We start from the raw sequence: 18,495 nt of genomic DNA on the forward strand, positions 1-18,495 counted from the left end.
TTCGAATGGGGAAGTGGATGCTGCAACGAGTGCCGGGACCCGAGCGTCGCGTCGTGCGCGCACGGTCGATCGACGACCTGACGCGTGACGGCGTCCCCGCGTTCTGGGACCGTCTCACCGCCGCGGGCAGTCCCCTCATCGAGCCGGACGGGGCAGGCCCCGGCTGCGTGATCGCGACGTTCTGCTGGCGCGATCCGGACGGTGACGAGCGCACGTCACGCACGCGGCACGTCTACCTCGACGCCAACGGAATCACCGATCGCTCCCGCCTGGGACAGGCCGCGCTGTCCCGGCTACCCGGCACCGACCTGTGGTCCCTCTCGATCGAGGTCCCCGAGAAGTGGCGGGGTGCTTACCGTTTCATTCCCCGGGCGGAACCATTGACAGTTCCCGGCGGCACCCCGGGCTGGCAGTGGTGGCGGAGGGTGCTCGCCGACGCGCAACCCGACCCGTTCAACCCACTGCCGACGCGGGTGGTGCAGACCGGTGACAGCTCCGAGGCGGTGATGCCGGCGGCGCCCGCACAGCACTGGTGGACCGACCGGCCCGGCCGCGGCGCGCTTCACGAGACGGCGTTCACGCTGTCGGGCACGCGTCGGTCGGTGTGGGTCTACGAACCGCCCGGACTCACTGTTCGGAATCGTCCGGTTGTGGTGTTGCTGGACGGCCGGACGTGGGCGGTCGACCTGCCGATCGCGGGCGCCGTCGACGCACTCGGACGTGCCGGGCACCGGGTTCCGCTCGTCGTGATGGTCGACAGCGTCGGACCCGAACTGCGATCCGAGGAGCTGGGCTGCAGTGCCGCGTTCGCGTCCGGTCTCGTCGGCGAACTGCTTCCGTGGCTGCGGCGGGAATGGGGTGCCACCGACGATCCCGCGTCGACGATCGTGGCCGGCTGCAGCCTGGGCGGACTGACGGCGTGCCACCTCGCGCTGACGGCCCCGCACGTGTTCGGCTGCGCCGTCAGCCTGTCCGGATCGTTCTGGTGGCCCGGCTCGGGGCCGGGAGTCCCGTTCCAGGACCGCGTCCGCGCCGCTGCCCCGTCGAACAGCCGGTTCAGCGTGGAGGTCGGGACCCTCGAATGGATGCTCGTCGAACCCAACCGCGAGGTACGCGAACTGTTGGCCTTCACCGTGCGGTACCGCGAGTTCTGCGGGGGCCACGACGTCCTGCACTGGCGCGACGGTCTGATCGCCGGCGTGGCCTCGATGCTGGAGCGTACCGACCGGTAATGCAGTGATGTGGATAACTCTGTGAATAAACCGCGCGTCGAGGTGAAGGGCGCACCCGCCCGATGGTGGGATGGCAGGATCAGAGCATGGCACGCACGCTGAATCTGGTAGGGGATCCGGACGCCGACGCGCTTCTGGCGAGTGATCCGCTGGCGTTGCTCATCGGGATGTTGCTCGATCAGCAGGTTCCGATGGAGACGGCGTTCGCGGGTCCGAAGAAGCTGGACGACCGGATCGGCGGCCTCGAGGTGCATCGCATCGCGGAGATGGATCCGGAAGAGTTCGCGGCCGTCTGCTCACAGACACCGGCGGTCCACCGGTTTCCCGGATCGATGGCCACCCGCATCCAGTCGCTGTGCGCGTTCCTCGTCGAGAACTACGACGGCAGCGTCGAGGCGTTGTGGACCAGCGGCGACCCCGACGGCAAAGAGGTCCTGAAACGGCTGAAGGCGCTGCCGGGTTACGGCGATCAGAAGGCGCGCATCTTCCTGGCACTGCTCGGCAAGCAGATCGGTGTGGAGCCGAAGGGCTGGCGGGAGGCCGCAGGCGACTACGGCACCGAGGGATCCCGGCGGTCGATCGCGGACGTCGTGGACGACAAGAGCCTCCACGAGGTCCGCGAGTTCAAGAAAGCCGCGAAGGCCGAGGCGAAGAAGGCTGCGGCAGCGAAGAAGAAGTAGCCGCCGCTACTCGGGATCCGACGGCTTCTGCTTCCGCTCGGCGTCCAGGTGCCGCCGGCGTTCGGCCTCGTGCATCCACGGGAAGACACTGTTGCCCTGACCGCCGCCGCCCGGACCGTGCCCGAGCACACCGTGTTCGTACGCCGATTCGGCGTGCAACGCGAGGTCGATGCCGGACGACTCGTCCTCCGCGCTCACCCGGAACCCGAAGATCCGGTCGATCAGTTTGCCCAGCGCGTACGTCACTCCGAACGCGTACAGGGCGACGACCACCACGGCCAGCAACTGCTTGCCGAGTTGCGCGAAACCGCCCCCGTAGAAGAGGCCTTCCGGTCCGTCGGTCATGACCTCGGTGGCCAGCAGTCCGATCAGGAGGGTGCCGACGATGCCGCCCATCAGGTGGACTCCCACGACGTCGAGCGAGTCGTCGTACCCGAGGCGGAACTTCCAGCCGACGGCGAACGAGCAGACCACACCGGCGACGGCGCCGACGACGAGCGCCCCGACCATGCTGACGGTGCCGCAGGACGGGGTGATCGCGACCAGACCCGCGACGACGCCGGACGCCGCACCGAACGTGGTGGGGTGACCGTCCCGCTTCTGCTCGACGAGGAGCCAGCCGAGCAGGCCCGTGCACCCGGCGACGAGGGTATTCAGGAAGATCGCGGCGGCGGTGCCGTCGGCGGCGAGCGCGGAGCCGGCGTTGAAACCGAACCAGCCGAACCACAGCAGGCCGACGCCCAGCAACACCAGCGGAAGGTTGTGGGGGCGCATCGACTCGGACCGGAAACCGAGACGCGGGCCCAGCACCAGCGCCAACGCCAGGCCCGACGCTCCGGACACGATCTCGACGACCAGTCCGCCCGCATAGTCGAGGGCGCCGAACTGCGCGATCCAGCCCTGCGGGTTCCACACCCAGTGCGCGACGGGTGCGTAGACGACGAGGGCCCAGACGGGCACGAAGATCATCCAGGCCGAGAACTTGGCCCGATCGGCGATCGCACCGCTGATCAGCGCGGCGGTGATGATCGCGAACGTCAGCTGGAACGTGGCGAACAGGATCTCGGGCACCTGCCCGTGGACGGTGGTCGGGTCGATGCCCACCATCCCCAGGTGCTCCAGCCCGCCGATCAGTCCGCCGCCGATGTCGTCGCCGAAGATGAGGGAGTATCCGGCCACCAGCCACGCGACCGTGACCAGCGCGATCGACACGAAGCTCATCATGATCATGTTCAGTACGCCGGTGGAACGGACCATTCCGCCGTAGAACAGGGCGAGCCCCGGCGTCATCAGAAGGACCAGCGCGGTACTGATCAGAAGCCAGGCGGTTGCTCCGGCGTCGATTGCAGGCACGACATTCTCCTCACACCCCGGGACGAAACCCGGCGCGGAAAGTCACGATGACCGTGAGCGGTTTCGACTGTGCTGCCGCTGCGTTGCGAACGTGTTACGCAATGCGGTCAGGTTCGGACTTCCGCCTGTGAGTAGCGCCCCGAGCGGTTGCTGAGCGGGTGCTTCGACCACCCGGCCCGGACTGTCGGGGACCGCCGGTAGTCTTTCCGCGTGGCCCTGTACCGGAAGTACCGACCCGCATCCTTCGCCGAGGTGGTGGGGCAGGAGCACGTCACCGAACCACTGAGCACCGCTCTCGACGCCGGACGGATCAACCACGCGTATCTGTTCTCCGGTCCCCGCGGCTGTGGCAAGACGTCGTCTGCCCGCATCCTGGCCCGATCGCTGAACTGCGTCGAGGGTCCCACCTCGACGCCGTGCGGCCAGTGCCCCTCGTGCGTGGCCCTCGGCCCCGGCGGATCGGGCAACCTCGACGTCACCGAACTCGACGCGGCCAGCCACGGTGGTGTCGACGACACCCGTGAGCTGCGCGACCGCGCGTTCTACGCGCCCGCCGAATCCCGGTACCGGGTGTTCATCGTGGACGAGGCCCACATGGTCACCACGGCCGGTTTCAACGCGCTCCTCAAGATCGTCGAGGAGCCGCCGGAGCACCTCATCTTCATCTTCGCCACCACCGAACCCGAAAAGGTGCTGCCGACCATCCGCTCGCGCACCCATCACTACCCGTTCCGGTTGCTCGCACCGGCGACGATGCGCGGGTTGCTGGAGAAGATCTGCCACCAGGAGAGTGTGCCGGTCGCGGACCCGGTGTATCCGCTGGTCATCCGCGCGGGTGGCGGTTCGCCGCGTGACTCGCTGAGCATCCTCGATCAGCTGCTCGCCGGCGCGGGCGACGAGGGTGTCACCTACCCGCGCGCTCTCGCGCTGCTCGGCGTCACCGACGTCGCGCTCATCGACGACGCCGTGGACGCGCTCGCCACCGGCGACGGTGCAGCGCTGTTCGGGACGGTCGACCGCGTGATGGACGCCGGGCACGATCCACGCCGGTTCGCCGTCGACCTGCTCGAGCGTCTGCGCGACCTCATCCTGATGCAGGCGGTGCCCGACGCCGCCGAACGTGGCCTGGTCGACGCGCCCGGCGACGTGCTCGAGCACATGCGCGCCCAGGTCCAGCGGATCGGTCCCGCCACGCTCACCCGCTACGCCGAGGTGATGCACGCGGGCCTCGGTGAGATGCGCGGCGCCACCGCCCCCCGCCTGCTGCTCGAGGTGATGTGCGCCCGGATGCTGCTGCCCTCGGCGTCCGATGCGGAGTCCGCCGTGCTGCAGCGACTCGAACGGGTCGAACGCGGACTTCCGCCCGCCGGGTCGGCGCCGGCCGTCGACGCGGCCGAGCGGCCCGCGGCGGCTCCTGCGCGTGCGCCGCAACAACCCGCCGAGCCGGAACCGGAACCGAAGTTCCAGCGACCGTCGATGCGCCAGGCCGCGGCGGCCACCGTGCCCCCGCCGCCCGAGCCGGAACCCGAACCGATGCCGCGGCCGGTTCCGGAGCCCGCGCCGACGCCCGTTCCCGAACCGGAGCCGCAGCCCGAACCGACCCCTGTCCCCGAACCGGAGCCGCAGCCCGAGCCGGCCCCTGTTCCCGCACCCGAGCCCGAGCCGACTCCCGCACCGGCGCCCGCTCCGGTCCCGGAACCCGAGCCGACCCCTGCGCCGGAACCGAATCCTGCGCCGGAACCGACTCCTGTGCCGGAGCCGACTCCCGAACCCGAGCCGGAGCCGCCGATCGCCCCCGAGGTGGAGGCGGCGCCCGCCGCATCCGCCGGCCCGGATGCTGCCGCGCTGCGGGAAGCCTGGAATTCGCTGCGCGAAAAGGTGAGTCAGCGGAACAAGATCCTGCCTGCCATGTTGTCGGCCGCGACGGTGCACGACGTTCAGGGCAACCGCCTGATCCTGGCGCACCCCGTCCCCAACCTGGGCGCTCGCATCGCGTCACCGCACAACGCCCAGGTGATCACCGAGGTGCTCGCCGAGATGTTCGGCGGCACCTGGGAAGTGGAGTACCAGGCCGGCGCTCCGACGGCGCCGCCGCCACCGGTCGCGAAGGCCGCCGCAGCGCCGACGAAACCGGCAGGCGCACCGCGGTTCTCCCGGCCCAGCCAGGAGCGGACCGCACAGCGCCCGCCGCAGCAGCAGTCCGACACGCAGCGCTCCGACTCGGGCCCGGGTGCGGGACAGGCACGTCCGTCGTCCGAACCGGACGACGACATCCCGCCGCCGGAGGCACCCGACTACCCGGACGATCCCGGGCCGATCGACTACGAGGCTTCGGCGACCACGCCGCCCGTCTCCACACCCGAGGACGAGGAAGAGATGTTCGCGGAGGCGGCGGAACCCGTCGACCCCACGACGCGCCGCGACCCGGAAGACGTGGCGTTCGAACTGCTCAAGGACATGCTCGGGGCAAAGAAGCTCGAGGGCTGACCCGAAGGGCCGTCGGCGGTCCCGCCACATCGGGACATCCGCCCCTGGTGCCCGGGACGCCGGGTGGCCGATTCTCGTCCCATGAGCACAGTGAACGTTCCAGACGGCGTGCAGAACGAGGTCCCGGCGACGGCACGACCGCGAAGTGGCAGCCGGTGGTGGGCCTACGTCGGGGTCCTCGCCGGCGTGGCCGGAATCGTCGGCATCCAGGCGAGCATGTCGATCGACGCCGTCTACGCGGAGGCGTCGGCCGGCGACGCGGTCGCCATCATGAACGGCCTCGCCGGACAGCGCACCGGGATCCTCGTCATGCACGTATCGATCATGACCACGGCGCTGCTGATCCTCGTCTTCGCCGCCGGGCTGTCCCAGCGGCTGCGGGCAGCGTTGCCCGCCGAGAGCATCCTGCCGTCGGTCGCGGCGTTCGGTCTGGTCCTGACGTCGGCGGCGTGCCTGCTGGGAACCGGCCTGACCACCGAGTTGGTGTTCGGTCTCGGTGACACGGACCAGTTGGTGCCGGCGTTCGCGGTGGTCGGCGGTCACTGGATGGGCACCATCCCGTGGCTGTGGGCGGGGGCGGGCGTCAGCGCGCTGGCGGTGGCCGTCGCACTGCTGCGCGGACAGGCGGGCCCGCAGTGGATCGGCTGGGTCAGCCTGGTCCTGGGCCTGGTGACGGCCGTCATCGGCGTCTCGCCGCTGCAGTACCTCGCCGGGTTCACCGGACCGCTGTGGGTGCTGGTGAGCGCGATCGGATTCGCTTTCGCCGACACCGTGCGCGAGTAGGGGCGATACTCGTTCGCATCATGGTGAAGCAGAAGGACACTCGAATGACCGAGGGGTCGGCGGGTACGGGCGGTGCGCCCGTACCTGCTGCTGTCATGGCGGTGTCCGCGTGGATTCTGGTCGTCCTCTCGGTGGTGGCGTTCGTCCGGGCCGATCCGGGCATCGATTCGAACCAACTGTTCTTCCTGGTGGACGTCGTCGGGGCGGCGGTCTACGGGACCGTGGCGGGCGTCGTCCTCGCGCGGCGGGTGCACCCGGTGCCGATCATCATGGGGCTCACCGCGATCGGCGTGGGTGTCGCCGCGCTGAGCTACAGCTATTCGCAACTCGCGCTCGTGCGTCCCGGGTTGCCGTGGGTCGACGTGCTGTCGCCGCTGCAGAACACCGCGTGGATTCCGGGGACGCTCAGCCTGTTCCTGATCGTGCCGTGGCTGATCCGCGACCACCCGCTGGGCGTCGGCGCGAAACTCGGCGTCCTCGCGGGTATCGCCGCGACGGCCTGGTACTTCTGGTCCCGCACGTTCACGGACATCCCCGCGGTCTGGGTGATCGCGCCCGTTCTCGTCGTCGGCTCTGCGGCGGCCGCGGACTGCGGGTGGCGGTGGCGTCACGGCCCACCCGACGAGCGTGTCGGGCTCGGATGGATGTGCCTCGGCACGGCGCTGATGACCGCCGCGTACGTTCCGTTGGCGCTGCCCGCGTCACTGCCGGGTCTGTGGGTGCTCAACCCGTTGGCGCACTTGGCCGTTCAGGCGTTCTATCCGGTCGCGATCCTGGTGTGCATCCTGCGCCAGCGCATGTGGGGGCTGAACCTCGCCGTCAGCCGCGCGACGGTGGCCGGCACCCTCACCGTGCTGCTGCTGGTGCTCTACGTGGTGGTGGCCACGGCCGTGACGGCGCTGCTGCCCGAAGGCGATTCGGTGGGGGCGCAGGTGGTCGCGGCGGGTGTCGTCGCCGTCGCGGTGCAGCCGGTCCGGTTGTGGCTGCAGCGGCGGGTGCACCGCCTCGTCTACGGCGAGGGCGCGGATCCGGCGCGGGCCGTCCGGACCCTGGGCCGGCAGTTCGGCAGTGCCGAGACCCCGGAACAACTCCTGGAGGGTCTCGCTGCCGGGGTGGGCGTCGCGTTGCGGCTCGAATCCGTGTCCGTGCGTCGCGCCAACGGGGTTGCCGCGGTGTGGGGTTCGGCGACGGGGCACGCCGAGTCGGTGGAGTTGGCCCACCGCGGTGCGGTGCTGGGGACGATGGTCGTGACGGCGCCACCGGGGGAGTCGCTGGGGGCGCGCACCCGCCGGTCGCTCACCGAACTGTCGGCGGTGGTGACTGCCGGTCTCGTCGTGCTGCAGTCGGCGGAGAATCTGCAGGAGGCGCGGCGGCGGCTCGCGTCCGTGCGACTGGAGGAGCGGCAGATGATTCGCCGCGAACTGCACGACGGGCTGGGTCCGTCGCTGGCGGGTATCCGACTCGGTCTGCAGGGCGCCCGGAACCTGCTCGGCTCGGATCCCGCCGCCGCCGCGGAACTCATCGACGCGCTGCAGGAGCAACTCGACCATCAGGTGGAGGGCGTCCGGCAGCTGTCCCGCAGCATGTTCCCGCCGGTGCTCGACGAGCTCGGATTGGTCCCGGCGCTGCACGAACTGGCGGCCAACCAGTCGCGCAGCGGATTCCAGCTGCGAGTGCAGGCCGAACCGCCGCCGAGGCTGGGCGCGGAGATCAGCGCCGCGGCGTACGGGATCGTCGTCGAGGCCGTCACCAACGCGCGCAGGCACAGCGGCGCCGACGGCTGCCGGGTCGACGCCACGTTCGCTCGGGAGATGCTCACCGTCGTCATCCACGACGACGGGTGCGGGTTCGATCCGGCCGGGGGCGGCGGCGTCGGAACCCGGTCGATGCGCGAGCGGGCCCACGAACTTGGTGGCACGCTCCACATCGAATCCGCCCGTCCGACAGGCACGGTGGTCACGGCCCGGTTACCGTTGACCGCATCATGAGCGCCGCCACGGATTCCACCACCTCGTCCATCCGGGTCGCCGTCGTCGACGACCACCCCGTGTTCCGGCTGGGGATGGTCGCGTTGCTGTCGACGCTGGACGGCATGGAGGTGGCCGCGCAGGCCAGCTCCGTCGCGGAGGCGCTCGACGTCGTCGACGGCGACATCGACGTGGTGCTGATGGACCTCGAACTCGGGGACGGTTCGGGGGTGGACGCCACCCGGCGGCTCGTCGAGCGGCATCCCGCACTGCGGGTGCTCGTGGTGACCATGCACGAGGACGACGAGTCGCTGGTCGCGTCGGTGCGTGCCGGGGCTCGCGGCTACCTGGTGAAGGGGGCCGACCCGGGGGAGGTCGAACGGGCGGTCCGGGCGGTCGCCAACGGTGAGGTGATCCTCGGCGCCGCGGTCGCGGCCCGCGCGATGAGCTTCATGGCCGCCTCACGCAGGGTGGGCCCCACGGTGTTTCCCGAGCTGACCGACCGGGAGCGTGAAGTCCTCGACCTCGTTGCCCGCGGCTACGACAACGCGAGCATCTCGCGGCGGCTCGTGCTGAGCCCGAAGACCGTGCGCAACCACGTGTCGAACGTGCTGACCAAACTCGGTGTGCCCGACCGTCCCGCCGCGATCGTTCGGGCACGGGACGCGGGTCTCGGCCTCGACGCCTGACCTCGCGAGGTCACACTGCCGCGGTCGACGTCGTCGGCACGAACCGGATGCCCGGGCCCGTGTCGTCCGTGTTGGTCGCAGTCGGTCCGGCGCCGGGGGCCGCTACCCGCACCTCGGGGATCCGCCGCGGCGCCGGGCCGAGCGGCGGCGTGTCCCGCCACACCGGCTGCGCCTCCTGCAGTTCCAGGACGATGGAGATCAGCGACGCCTCGGACCACGGAAGACCGCCCAGTTGCACGCCGAACGGAATGCCGGTGGCCGCGGACCGGCCCACCGGGGTGCAGACGACCGGTGCCCCCGTGTAGTTGGCCCAGAAGTAGTTCTCCCGCGCACCGGCGAACACGCTCGAATCGGCGAGTGCGTCGCGCCGCACGCCGTCGGTGAGTGCGCCGGGACGCAGAATCGCATCCAGCCGGTGCTCGGCGAACATCCGGTTGTAGTCGTGCTGGAAGCGCAGCCGTGCGCGTTCGAGTGCGAAGTAGTCGGCTACGGGCAGGGCGAGGCTCGCCATCGCCGCGGTCGCGGCGAGCGCCGACTCCGGGCCGTATGCCGGGAGCCGGTCCGCGAACTGCTGGTGATACGAGCCGAACTCGGCATAGTCGCCGCTCAGCAACCCCTTCGGGACGTCGGGCTCGGTCACGTCGACGATCTGGCCGCCCAGTGCGCGGACGAGGTCGAGGAAGCCGGCGAACAGGGTCCCGATCGGGCCGGGCAGGTCGTCGGCGACACCCCGAGGCAACCCGAAACGCGTGCCGGACAGTGGGCGTGACCCGCCCGCGGCGGTCAGCGGGTAACCCTCCGCGGGAACGCCCGGACCCACCGACGTGCTGGGGTCGTCGACGTCGACGCCCGCCATGTGGCTCAGGAGCAGCGACGCGTCGGCGACACTGCGTCCCATCGGACCGGTGTGATCGCGCGTCCAGGTCAGCGGAATCACCCCGCTGGTGCTGCACCGGCCGAACGTCGGTTTGATCGACGTGATTCCGCACGCGCTCGCGGGAATGCGCAGCGACCCGCCGGTGTCGGTACCCGCCGCACAGGGCGCGAACCGTGCGGCGAGGGCGGCTGCGCTGCCACCGGACGAGCCGCCCGGCGAGTACTCGACGTTCCACGGGTTCCCCACCTGCGGTGTCGCCGTTCCGATGGCGAACTCGTGAGTGTGCGCGTGGCCCATCAGCACCATGCCCGCGTCGCGCAGCTGCCGCCACACCCCGGAATCGCCGGCGGCGATGTTGCCCTCGAGGACGCCGCTCGACGCCGTGACGGGCAGCCCGGCCACCGCGTACAGGTCCTTCAACGCGATCGGCAATCCGCACACCAGCGGCGCGGACCCTTCCTCGAGTCGCCGGGCGGCGGACTCCGCGGCCTCGTACGCCTGCTCGGGGTAGATACGGATCCACGCCCCGATGCCGCCGTCGTGCGCGGCGCTGCGCGACAGGCATGCGTCCAGAAGTTCGCGCGGATGCAGCGCCCGGGACTGCAACAGCGACGCGGCCTCGACCGCGCTGAGGAGAGCCGGATCGGACGCCGTGATCGCGGCAGGCGACGGCAGCCGACGAGCCGGATTCGCGGACGCCGCGGCACGCCCCAGCCCGACGACGGTCACCGCACCCGCGGTCGCGGCGCCGAACAGTTGCCGGCGGGACAGTCGGGTGGTCACAGCGTGTTCTCCTCCGCTCGGGTCGGGTCGAGCGCCGCGTCATTACAGCACGAAAGGCGGGCCGGGCAGGGCGCAGACCGGCCGATCGTGATCGCCTGGGTCACGATCCAGGATCGCTTCGGTCCTTCCTTCCGTTTTGCAACACGTTCTAAGGTGGACGTGCCGGGGTATGCCCCGTGCAGAGCGCCGTGTGCACGGTCGGCGTCGACGCAGATAAGGAAGGAACACTCCACAGTGACCACAGAGGCATTCATTTATGAAGCCATCCGCACCCCGCGTGGCCGCGGAAAGAAGACCGGTTCGCTGCACTCGGTCAAGCCGATCTCGCTGGTCACCGGCCTGATCGACGAGCTCCGCGCCCGCTTCCCGGACCTCGACGAGGATCGCATCTCGGACCTGATCCTCGGCGTCGTCACCCCGGTCGGCGACCAGGGCATGGACATCGCGCGCGTCGCGGTCAACGACGCCGGGCTGCCCGACACCGTCGGTGGCGTCCAGCTGAACCGGTTCTGCGCGTCCGGCCTCGAGGCCGTCAACACCGCCGCGCAGAAGGTCCGCTCCGGCTGGGACGAACTGGTCATCGCCGGCGGCGTCGAGTCGATGTCCCGCGTGCCGATGGGCTCCGACGGTGGACCGTGGGCGCTCGACCCGGCCACCAACTACGACAACTACTTCGTTCCCCAGGGTGTGGGCGCCGACCTGATCGCCACGATCGAGGGCTTCTCCCGCGAGGACGTCGACGCGTACGCCGTCCGCTCGCAGGACCTCGCCGCGAAGGCGTGGACCGGCGGCTACTTCGCCAAGTCCGTCGTCCCGGTCAAGGACATCAACGGCCTCACCGTCCTCGATCAGGACGAGCACATGCGTCCCGGCACCACGCTCGAGAACCTCGCGGGCCTCAACCCGTCGTTCGCCGGCGTCGGTGAGATGGGCGGCTTCGACGCCGTGTCGCTGCAGAAGTACCACTGGGTCGAGAAGATCAACCACGTCCACCACGGCGGCAACAGCTCCGGCATCGTCGACGGCGCCGCACTGGTCCTCGTCGGATCCGAGCAGGCGGGCAAGGACATGAGCCTGACCCCGCGCGCCCGCGTCGTCGCGACGGCCACCAGCGGTGCCGACTCCACGATCATGCTCACTGGCCCGACCCCGGCCTCGAAGAAGGTCCTCGCCGCCGCCGGTCTGACCGTCGACGACATCGACCTGTTCGAGATCAACGAGGCGTTCGCGTCCGTGGTGCTCAAGTTCCAGAAGGACCTGAACATCCCCGACGAGAAGCTCAACGTCAACGGCGGTGCCATCGCGATGGGACACCCGCTCGGAGCCACCGGCGCCATGATCACCGGCACCATGATCGACGAGCTCGAGCGCCGTAACGCCCGGTACGCCCTCATCACCCTATGCATCGGCGGCGGTATGGGCGTCGCCACCATCATCGAGCGCGTCTGACCGCCCGGACCATCAGGAGACTTGAAGCAGTGAGCGAGCAGAACATCATCAACTGGGAGCAGGACGCCGACGGCATCGTCGTGCTCACCATCGACGATCCCAACCAGGGCGCGAACACCATGAACGACGCCTACATCTCCTCGATGAAGGCGACCGTCGACCGCCTCGTCGACGAGAAGGACTCCATCACCGGTGTCGTCATCACGTCCGGCAAGAAGACGTTCTTCGCCGGCGGCGACCTGAAGAACATGATCAAGGTCGGCCCGGAGAACGCCGACGAGATCTACAGCCACAGCGTCGCGATCAAGTCGGACCTGCGCCGCCTCGAGACGCTCGGCAAGCCTGTCGTCGCCGCCATCAACGGTGCCGCGCTCGGTGGCGGACTCGAGATCGCCCTGGCCACGCATCACCGCGTCGCCGCGGACGTGAAGGGCGTCAAGATCGGCCTGCCCGAGGTCACCCTCGGCCTGCTGCCCGGTGGTGGCGGCGTCGTGCGCACCGTCCGCATGCTCGGCCTGCAGAACGCGCTCATGCAGGTGCTGCTCCAGGGTCAGCAGCGTGGACCGGTGCAGGCCAAGGAGGTCGGACTCGTCGACGAGGTCGTGTCCTCGGTCGAGGAGCTGGTCCCCGCCGCGAAGGCGTGGATCAAGGCCAACCCCGAGGGCGGCGTCCAGCCGTGGGACAAGAAGGGCTACCGGATCCCAGGCGGCACCCCGTCCACCCCGGCGTTCGCAGCCAACCTGCCCGCGTTCCCCGCGAACCTGCGCAAGCAGCTCAAGGGTGCTCCCATGCCGGCACCGCGCGCCATCATGGCCGCCGCCGTCGAGGGTTCGCAGGTCGACATCGACAACGCGCTCCTCATCGAGGCTCGCTACTTCACGTCGCTGGTCACCGGCCAGGTCGCGAAGAACATGATCCAGGCGTTCTTCTTCGACCTGCAGGCCATCAACTCCGGCGCCTCCCGCCCCGAGGGCATCGAGAAGACCCCGATCACCAAGGTCGGTGTGCTCGGTGCCGGAATGATGGGCGCGGGCATCGCCTACGTGTCCGCGAAGGCCGGCTTCGACGTCGTCCTCAAGGACGTCACCATCGAGGCCGCCAACAAGGGCAAGGCGTACTCCGAGGGCATCGAGGCCAAGGCCCTCTCGCGTGGCAAGACCACCGAGGAGAAGTCGAAGACGCTGCTCGACCGCATCACTCCGACCGCCGACCCCGCCGACTTCGCCGGTGTCGACTTCGTCATCGAGGCCGTGTTCGAGTCGCAGGACCTGAAGCACAAGGTGTTCCAGGAGATCGAGGACATCGTCGAGCCGACGGCGCTGCTCGGCTCGAACACGTCGACCCTGCCGATCACCGGCCTGGCGACGGGTGTGAAGCGTCAAGAGGACTTCATCGGAATCCACTTCTTCTCCCCCGTCGACAAGATGCCGCTCGTCGAGATCATCCGCGGCGAGAAGACGTCCGACGAGGCCCTCGCGCGCGTCTTCGACTACGTCCAGGCCATCCGCAAGACGCCGATCGTCGTCAACGACTCGCGTGGCTTCTTCACCTCGCGCGTCATCGGCACGTTCATCAACGAGGCCATCGCCATGCTGGCGGAGGGCATCGAGCCCGCCACCATCGAGCAGGCAGGCATGCAGGCCGGCTACCCGGCGGCACCGCTGCAGCTGTCCGACGAGCTGAACCTCACGCTGATGCAGAAGATCCGCAAGGAAACCGCGGAAGCTGCGAAGGCCGAAGGCAAGGAACTGCCCGCCGATCCGGCAGGCGACGTCATCAACACGATGGTCGACAAGTTCGACCGCAAGGGCAAACTCGGCGGCGCCGGCTTCTACGACTACGCCGACGGCAAGCGCACCGGCCTGTGGTCCGGGCTGCGGGAGAACTTCGGTTCCAAGGAACTCGAGGTGCCGTTCCAGGACCTCATCGAGCGCATGCTGTTCATCGAGGCCATCGAGACGCAGAAGTGCTTCGACGAAGGTGTGCTCCTCACCACCGCCGACGCCAACATCGGCTCCATCATGGGTATCGGCTTCCCCGCCTGGACCGGCGGTGTGTCGCAGTACATCCAGGGCTACGAAGGCGGCCAGGCCGGCTTTGTCAAGCGTGCCGAAGAACTCGCCGCCAAGTACGGTGAGCGCTTCACCCCGCCGGCCTCGCTGAAGTAGCAGGCGGCTCCGCCGCCCGTGCGCCTTTTTGGTAGCTGCAACAACCAAAAAGGCGCACGGGGCGGGTTATCCACAACTTCGCGGTTATCCACAGGCAGCGTGGATAACTGCGTTTTTGTCGGCATCGGAGTCGGACGCGCATCGCACGATGCGCCGTATGACCGACATCGACCTCCACGACTTTCAGCGCCTCGTCGACACCCAGTTCGGGATCGTCACGCAATCCCAACTCGAGCCGTTCGGCTTCTCCAGAGGGAGGGTTCGCCATCTCCTCGACTCGGGGCAGTGGCGCCGTGTCCTCCAAGGCGTCTATGCCGTCACCAACGGCCCGTTGACCCGAAACATGATCCTGTCCGCCGCTCTCCTCTACGGCGGCGGCCATTCGATGCTCAGCCACATCACCGCGGCGGAGGAATGGGGGATGGTCCCTCGCCGCGACGGCGAACCGATCCACATCACCGTGCCGTACGGGAAATCGTCGCGGTGCCAGAGCTCGACGGGCATGCGTCCGTCGCGTAAGCCGGGCAATCCGATCGCTCCGTCCTCGCCGTTGCATCCGGGAGTTGTCGTGCACAGGTCGAGGGCCCACGATTACCTCGCCGTCGACACGGATCCGCCTCGTACGGCGCGAGCCGACACTGCACTCGACCTCGCGATTGCCGAGCCCACGGCCCGTGACGCATACACCAGGCTCATCGCCCTCGTGACCAATGCCCGGATCCCCCTGCGCGACATCCGGCGACGCATGGAGGAGCGACGACCACGTCGGTATGGCAAGGCGCTCGTGGATGCGGTACGACTGCTCGCCGACGGCGTCCAGTCGGTGCTCGAGTACCGCTACGCCACCGACGTCGAGGATGCGCACGGGCTACCACGGGCGCGGCGCCAGTCACCCGGTGTCGTGGACGGGCGGACCCTCTTCGAGGACTGCGACTACTCCGACCACGGTGTGCCGCTCATCGTGCGACTCGACGGTCGCCGCGCGCATGCCATGGCGGAGGTCGCGTTCCGGGACCGCCGACGCGACAATGCCGCGGAACTGCAGGGACGGCCGCGACTCGTCTACGGGTTCGACGAGGTGACAAAGAATCCGTGTGCGGTGGCCCGCGAAGTCGAGACCGTCCTGGTGCGGGAGGGGTGGATCAGGCCCGGCGAGAGGCCCTGCCGGGCCTGTGCGCCTTTCTGGTTGCTCTAGCTACCAAAAAGGCGCACGGGCGGCGGAGCCGCCTACTTCCACCACGGACGCAGCGGGACGTGCGCCTCGCCCTTGGGGCCGAGCTTGACGGCGAGAACCTGGTGCAGCTGAACGACGTTGCGTTCGAAGCCCAGCCGCGACCCTGCCATGTAGAGGCCCCATACGCGTGCGGTGCCTTCGCCGACTTCGGCGACGCAGGCGTCCCAGTTGTCGACGAGGTTCTGGCACCATCCGGCGAGGGTGAGTGCGTAGTGTTCGCGCAGGTTCTCCTCGTGCCGCACCTCGAGTCCGACGTTCTGGATCTCGGTGATGATGCGTCCGGAGCCGGTGAGTTCGCCGTCGGGGAAGACGTACCGGTCGATGAATCCGCCTGCGCGCGCCTGACTCTGGTTGTCGGGCCGGGTGATGCAGTGGTTCAGCAGCCGGCCGCCCTCGCGGAGTTTGCTCTGCAGCAGCCCGAAGTAGGCGGGGTAGTTGCCGACACCGATGTGCTCGGTCAGGCCGATCGAGGAGATGGCGTCAAATCCGGTCTCGGGGACGTCGCGGTAGTCGGAGAACCGAACCTCGGCGAGGTCGGACAGTCCTTCTTCGGCGATGGCCTTCTGCGCCCATTCGGCCTGTTCGCGGGACAGGGTGGCGCCGATGACCTTGACGCCGCGGCGGGCGGCGTACCGGACCATCGATCCCCAGCCGCAGCCGATGTCGAGCAGTCGGTCGCCGGGCTGAAGGCCGAGCTTCTCGAAGACGAGGCGGTACTTGTTGTCCTGTGCTTCTTCGAGGGTCTGCTCGGTGTTCTCGTAGCAGGCGCAGGTGTAGGTCATGGACGGGCCGAGGACGTACTCGTAGAAGGTGTTCGAGACGTCGTAGTGGTGGTGGATGACCTCGGCGTCGCGGGACTTGGAGTGCCGCAACCCTTCCGCGACTCGACGCCACCGCGGGAGATGCTCCTGCGGGGGAGGGGCGATGGGGCGCAGCAGATCCCAGCCGAGCGAGCGCGTGATCGCGGCGAGCGTGAGCGCGGACGGACGACGGAAGTGCAGTTCGTCGCCCATGACGCGGAGGATCTCGTAGGGGTCACCGGGGTGGACGCCGCGGGCCTCGAGGTCGCCGGACACGTAGGCCCGCGCCATGCCGAGGTCGCCGGGGGCGGTCGCCAGATAGGTGGTGCCCCGGGTCGTCTTGAGGTGGAGACCGTAGGGGGCGTCCTCCGGGCCGGCGGCGCTGCCGTCGTAGGCGGAGAACCGCAGCGGGAGCATGCCGTCGGACAGAGTTTCGAGAATCTCTGCGATGGTCAGCTTGTGATCTTGGGAGCGTGAAGCTTTCAGGGTTGTCATCGACGTTGCACCGCCTTGGAGAAAAGGTCCAGTAATCGTGATTTCGGGTCGTAGCGTTTTTTCAGTTCCGTGTATCGATCGCCGCCGTAGTAGAGGCGTTCGAAGTCTTCTCGTGAGTAGTACGAATCGGAGTAGAGGGACTTGTGTCCGTCGAAGTCGCTGACCTTGTCTTCGATCAGCCGATTCGCCGCCCCCTCGGGTCGGCCCGGAACGATGGGCACCGACGACCAGAATCCGATGTTCACGTATGTGCGTTTCGGTTCGAGGGGGTACAGGGGCCAGGGGCGTTGCGAGGACGCGCCGGCGGGGGCGGGTTCCCGCAACCGCAACGGGCACAGCCACAGCGGTTCGATCGGGATCTCGTCGAGGAACCAGCGGACGAAGTCCGCGGTGCGGTCGATGGGTACTTCGACGTCCTGCACGACGCGTTCGCGCGGCGGGTTGCCCTTGCGCTTCTCGAGGCGGTCGCCGATGTCGTACTTGTGGTCGAGGGCGATGAGCTTCCAGTAGAAGCTGCTGCGCAGGAGGTTCTTCGGCCACAGCCGGCGGATGGTGGGGTTCTGGGCGCCGAAGGCGCGCGAGCACCAGAACCAGTCGGTGTCCCAGCGCCACAGGTAGTCTCGAATGGTGAGTTTGTCCGTTTTGGGGTGGTTCACGGAACTGTGCTGGATGGACCGGTAGAAGATGTTCTGCCCGGTGTAGTCGCTGACGGGGCCGCCCTCGTCGGTCTGATGGCCCAGCGTCAGGTAACTCTCGGACGCGGTGAACACGACGCCGTCCAGGTAGTCGACGGGGATGCCGTCGTGGATGCGCTCGGTGACGATGCGATCCATCGCCGACTGCAGTTCGTCCAGGGAGTCGAAACGCAGATGTCGCAGTGCCACATACCGTTTGACGGGCTCGAGCTGGATGCGCAGCCGTGTGGAGTAGCCGAGGGTGCCGTAGGAGTTGGGGAACCCCCAGAACAGGTCGGAGTTCTCGCCTTCCGGTGTCGCGGTGACGATGTCGCCGCTGCCGGTCAGGACGTCGATCTCGAGGACCGATTCGTGGGGGAGCCCGTTGCGGAACGATGTGGACTCGATGCCGAGGCCGGTGACCGCGCCGCCGAGTGTGATGGTCTTCAGTTGTGGAACCACCAGCGGCGCCAGCCCGTACGGCAGGGTGGCGTCCACCAGGTCTTCGTACGTGCACATTCCGGCGACATCCGCGGTGCGGGCCTGCTCGTCCACCGAGATGACTCCGCCGAGACCGGAGACGTCGAGGCCGGGTGCGCTGGTCTGGGCCCGGGCCCGGAACAGGTTGGACGTCTTCTTCGCGAGACGCACGGTGGCGTCCGTGGGGATCGCGCGGTAGGACGCGAGAAGCCGTTCGACGCCGGCGCGGTGAGCGTCGATCCCGGTGACGGGCAGAGTGCGATGCGCACGGAAGGGGCGTCCACCCTCCCGCATGCTTTTCAGTAGTTCAACCGAAGAGGCAGCCACACCTTGACGCTATCCCT

The 18,495-nt window shown here is 68.9% G+C and carries 13 protein-coding genes; 9 read left to right on the forward strand and 4 right to left on the reverse strand.

The window, feature by feature from the left end:
• The first annotated feature begins 17 nt into the window (after positions 1-17).
• Complete coding sequence (fes, locus tag QM841_RS16050) at positions 18-1,232, forward strand: enterochelin esterase (protein ID WP_283332731.1); 1,215 nt, start codon at positions 18-20, stop codon at positions 1,230-1,232.
• An 86-nt stretch (positions 1,233-1,318) separates the two neighbouring features.
• Entirely contained in the window at positions 1,319-1,912 is a 594-nt protein-coding gene (locus QM841_RS16055; protein WP_283332732.1) for an HhH-GPD-type base excision DNA repair protein, read from the forward strand.
• Between the two features lie 6 nt (positions 1,913-1,918).
• On the opposite strand, the gene QM841_RS16060 is transcribed toward QM841_RS16055, so the two are convergent.
• Positions 1,919-3,265 (reverse strand): ammonium transporter, encoded by a 1,347-nt coding sequence (locus QM841_RS16060; protein ID WP_005566991.1) that lies wholly within the window; start codon positions 3,263-3,265, stop codon positions 1,919-1,921.
• Positions 3,266-3,475: 210 nt separating this feature from the next.
• Between QM841_RS16060 and QM841_RS16065 the strand changes: the two genes are divergently transcribed.
• From QM841_RS16065 to QM841_RS16080, 4 genes are all read left to right on the forward strand, one after another.
• Positions 3,476-5,752 carry a DNA polymerase III subunit gamma and tau gene (locus QM841_RS16065; RefSeq protein WP_283332733.1) on the forward strand — a complete coding sequence of 759 codons (2,277 nt, stop codon included), beginning with the start codon at positions 3,476-3,478 and terminating at the stop codon, positions 5,750-5,752.
• Between the two features lie 81 nt (positions 5,753-5,833).
• Positions 5,834-6,535 carry a hypothetical protein gene (locus QM841_RS16070; protein ID WP_283332734.1) on the forward strand — a complete coding sequence of 234 codons (702 nt, stop codon included), beginning with the start codon at positions 5,834-5,836 and terminating at the stop codon, positions 6,533-6,535.
• A 44-nt stretch (positions 6,536-6,579) separates the two neighbouring features.
• A complete protein-coding gene (locus QM841_RS16075; RefSeq protein ID WP_283332735.1) occupies positions 6,580-8,523 on the forward strand; it encodes a sensor histidine kinase in 1,944 nt (647 codons plus the stop codon).
• On the forward strand, positions 8,520-9,191 hold the full coding sequence (locus tag QM841_RS16080; protein ID WP_283332736.1) for a response regulator: 672 nt from the start codon (positions 8,520-8,522) through the stop codon (positions 9,189-9,191). Before QM841_RS16075 ends, QM841_RS16080 begins: the two co-directional genes overlap by 4 nt.
• A 10-nt stretch (positions 9,192-9,201) precedes the next feature.
• Here the strand turns inward: QM841_RS16080 and QM841_RS16085 are convergent, their stop codons facing one another.
• Complete coding sequence (locus QM841_RS16085; protein ID WP_283332737.1) at positions 9,202-10,851, reverse strand: amidase; 1,650 nt, start codon at positions 10,849-10,851, stop codon at positions 9,202-9,204.
• Between the two features lie 234 nt (positions 10,852-11,085).
• Here QM841_RS16085 and QM841_RS16090 point away from each other — a divergent pair, with 234 nt between their 5' ends.
• The 3 genes from QM841_RS16090 (at position 11,086) to QM841_RS16100 (ending at position 15,663) form a co-directional block, all read left to right on the forward strand.
• Positions 11,086-12,300 carry an acetyl-CoA C-acetyltransferase gene (locus QM841_RS16090; protein WP_005253367.1) on the forward strand — a complete coding sequence of 405 codons (1,215 nt, stop codon included), beginning with the start codon at positions 11,086-11,088 and terminating at the stop codon, positions 12,298-12,300.
• A 29-nt stretch (positions 12,301-12,329) separates the two neighbouring features.
• Positions 12,330-14,468 carry a 3-hydroxyacyl-CoA dehydrogenase NAD-binding domain-containing protein gene (locus tag QM841_RS16095; protein WP_025431691.1) on the forward strand — a complete coding sequence of 713 codons (2,139 nt, stop codon included), beginning with the start codon at positions 12,330-12,332 and terminating at the stop codon, positions 14,466-14,468.
• Positions 14,469-14,625: 157 nt separating this feature from the next.
• Positions 14,626-15,663, forward strand: coding sequence for a type IV toxin-antitoxin system AbiEi family antitoxin domain-containing protein (locus QM841_RS16100; RefSeq protein WP_283332738.1), 1,038 nt, complete (start codon positions 14,626-14,628; stop codon positions 15,661-15,663).
• A gap of 32 nt (positions 15,664-15,695) precedes the next feature.
• Here QM841_RS16100 and QM841_RS16105 read toward each other — a convergent pair whose 3' ends face one another.
• Both QM841_RS16105 and QM841_RS16110 read right to left on the reverse strand, forming a co-directional pair.
• Positions 15,696-16,997 carry a class I SAM-dependent methyltransferase gene (locus tag QM841_RS16105; protein ID WP_280782999.1) on the reverse strand — a complete coding sequence of 434 codons (1,302 nt, stop codon included), beginning with the start codon at positions 16,995-16,997 and terminating at the stop codon, positions 15,696-15,698.
• Positions 16,994-18,445, reverse strand: coding sequence for an FAD-binding oxidoreductase (locus QM841_RS16110; protein ID WP_283332853.1), 1,452 nt, complete (start codon positions 18,443-18,445; stop codon positions 16,994-16,996). The genes QM841_RS16105 and QM841_RS16110 overlap by 4 nt, the downstream gene beginning before the upstream one ends.
• Positions 18,446-18,495: the final 50 nt, after the last annotated feature.

Source organism: Rhodococcus sp. IEGM 1307 (assembly GCF_030056915.1).
Lineage (GTDB): Bacteria > Actinomycetota > Actinomycetes > Mycobacteriales > Mycobacteriaceae > Rhodococcus_F > Rhodococcus_F opacus_D.

Coding starts and splice junctions, on each gene's coding strand:
- fes (WP_283332731.1), top strand. CDS start 18: ATGCTGCAACGAGTGCCGGGACCCGAGCGTCGCGTCGTGCGCGCACGG.
- QM841_RS16055 (WP_283332732.1), top strand. CDS start 1,319: ATGGCACGCACGCTGAATCTGGTAGGGGATCCGGACGCCGACGCGCTT.
- QM841_RS16070 (WP_283332734.1), top strand. CDS start 5,834: ATGAGCACAGTGAACGTTCCAGACGGCGTGCAGAACGAGGTCCCGGCG.
- QM841_RS16075 (WP_283332735.1), top strand. CDS start 6,580: ATGACCGAGGGGTCGGCGGGTACGGGCGGTGCGCCCGTACCTGCTGCT.
- QM841_RS16080 (WP_283332736.1), top strand. CDS start 8,520: ATGAGCGCCGCCACGGATTCCACCACCTCGTCCATCCGGGTCGCCGTC.
- QM841_RS16100 (WP_283332738.1), top strand. CDS start 14,626: ATGACCGACATCGACCTCCACGACTTTCAGCGCCTCGTCGACACCCAG.
- QM841_RS16105 (WP_280782999.1), bottom strand. CDS start 16,997: ATGACAACCCTGAAAGCTTCACGCTCCCAAGATCACAAGCTGACCATC.
- QM841_RS16110 (WP_283332853.1), bottom strand. CDS start 18,445: ATGCGGGAGGGTGGACGCCCCTTCCGTGCGCATCGCACTCTGCCCGTC.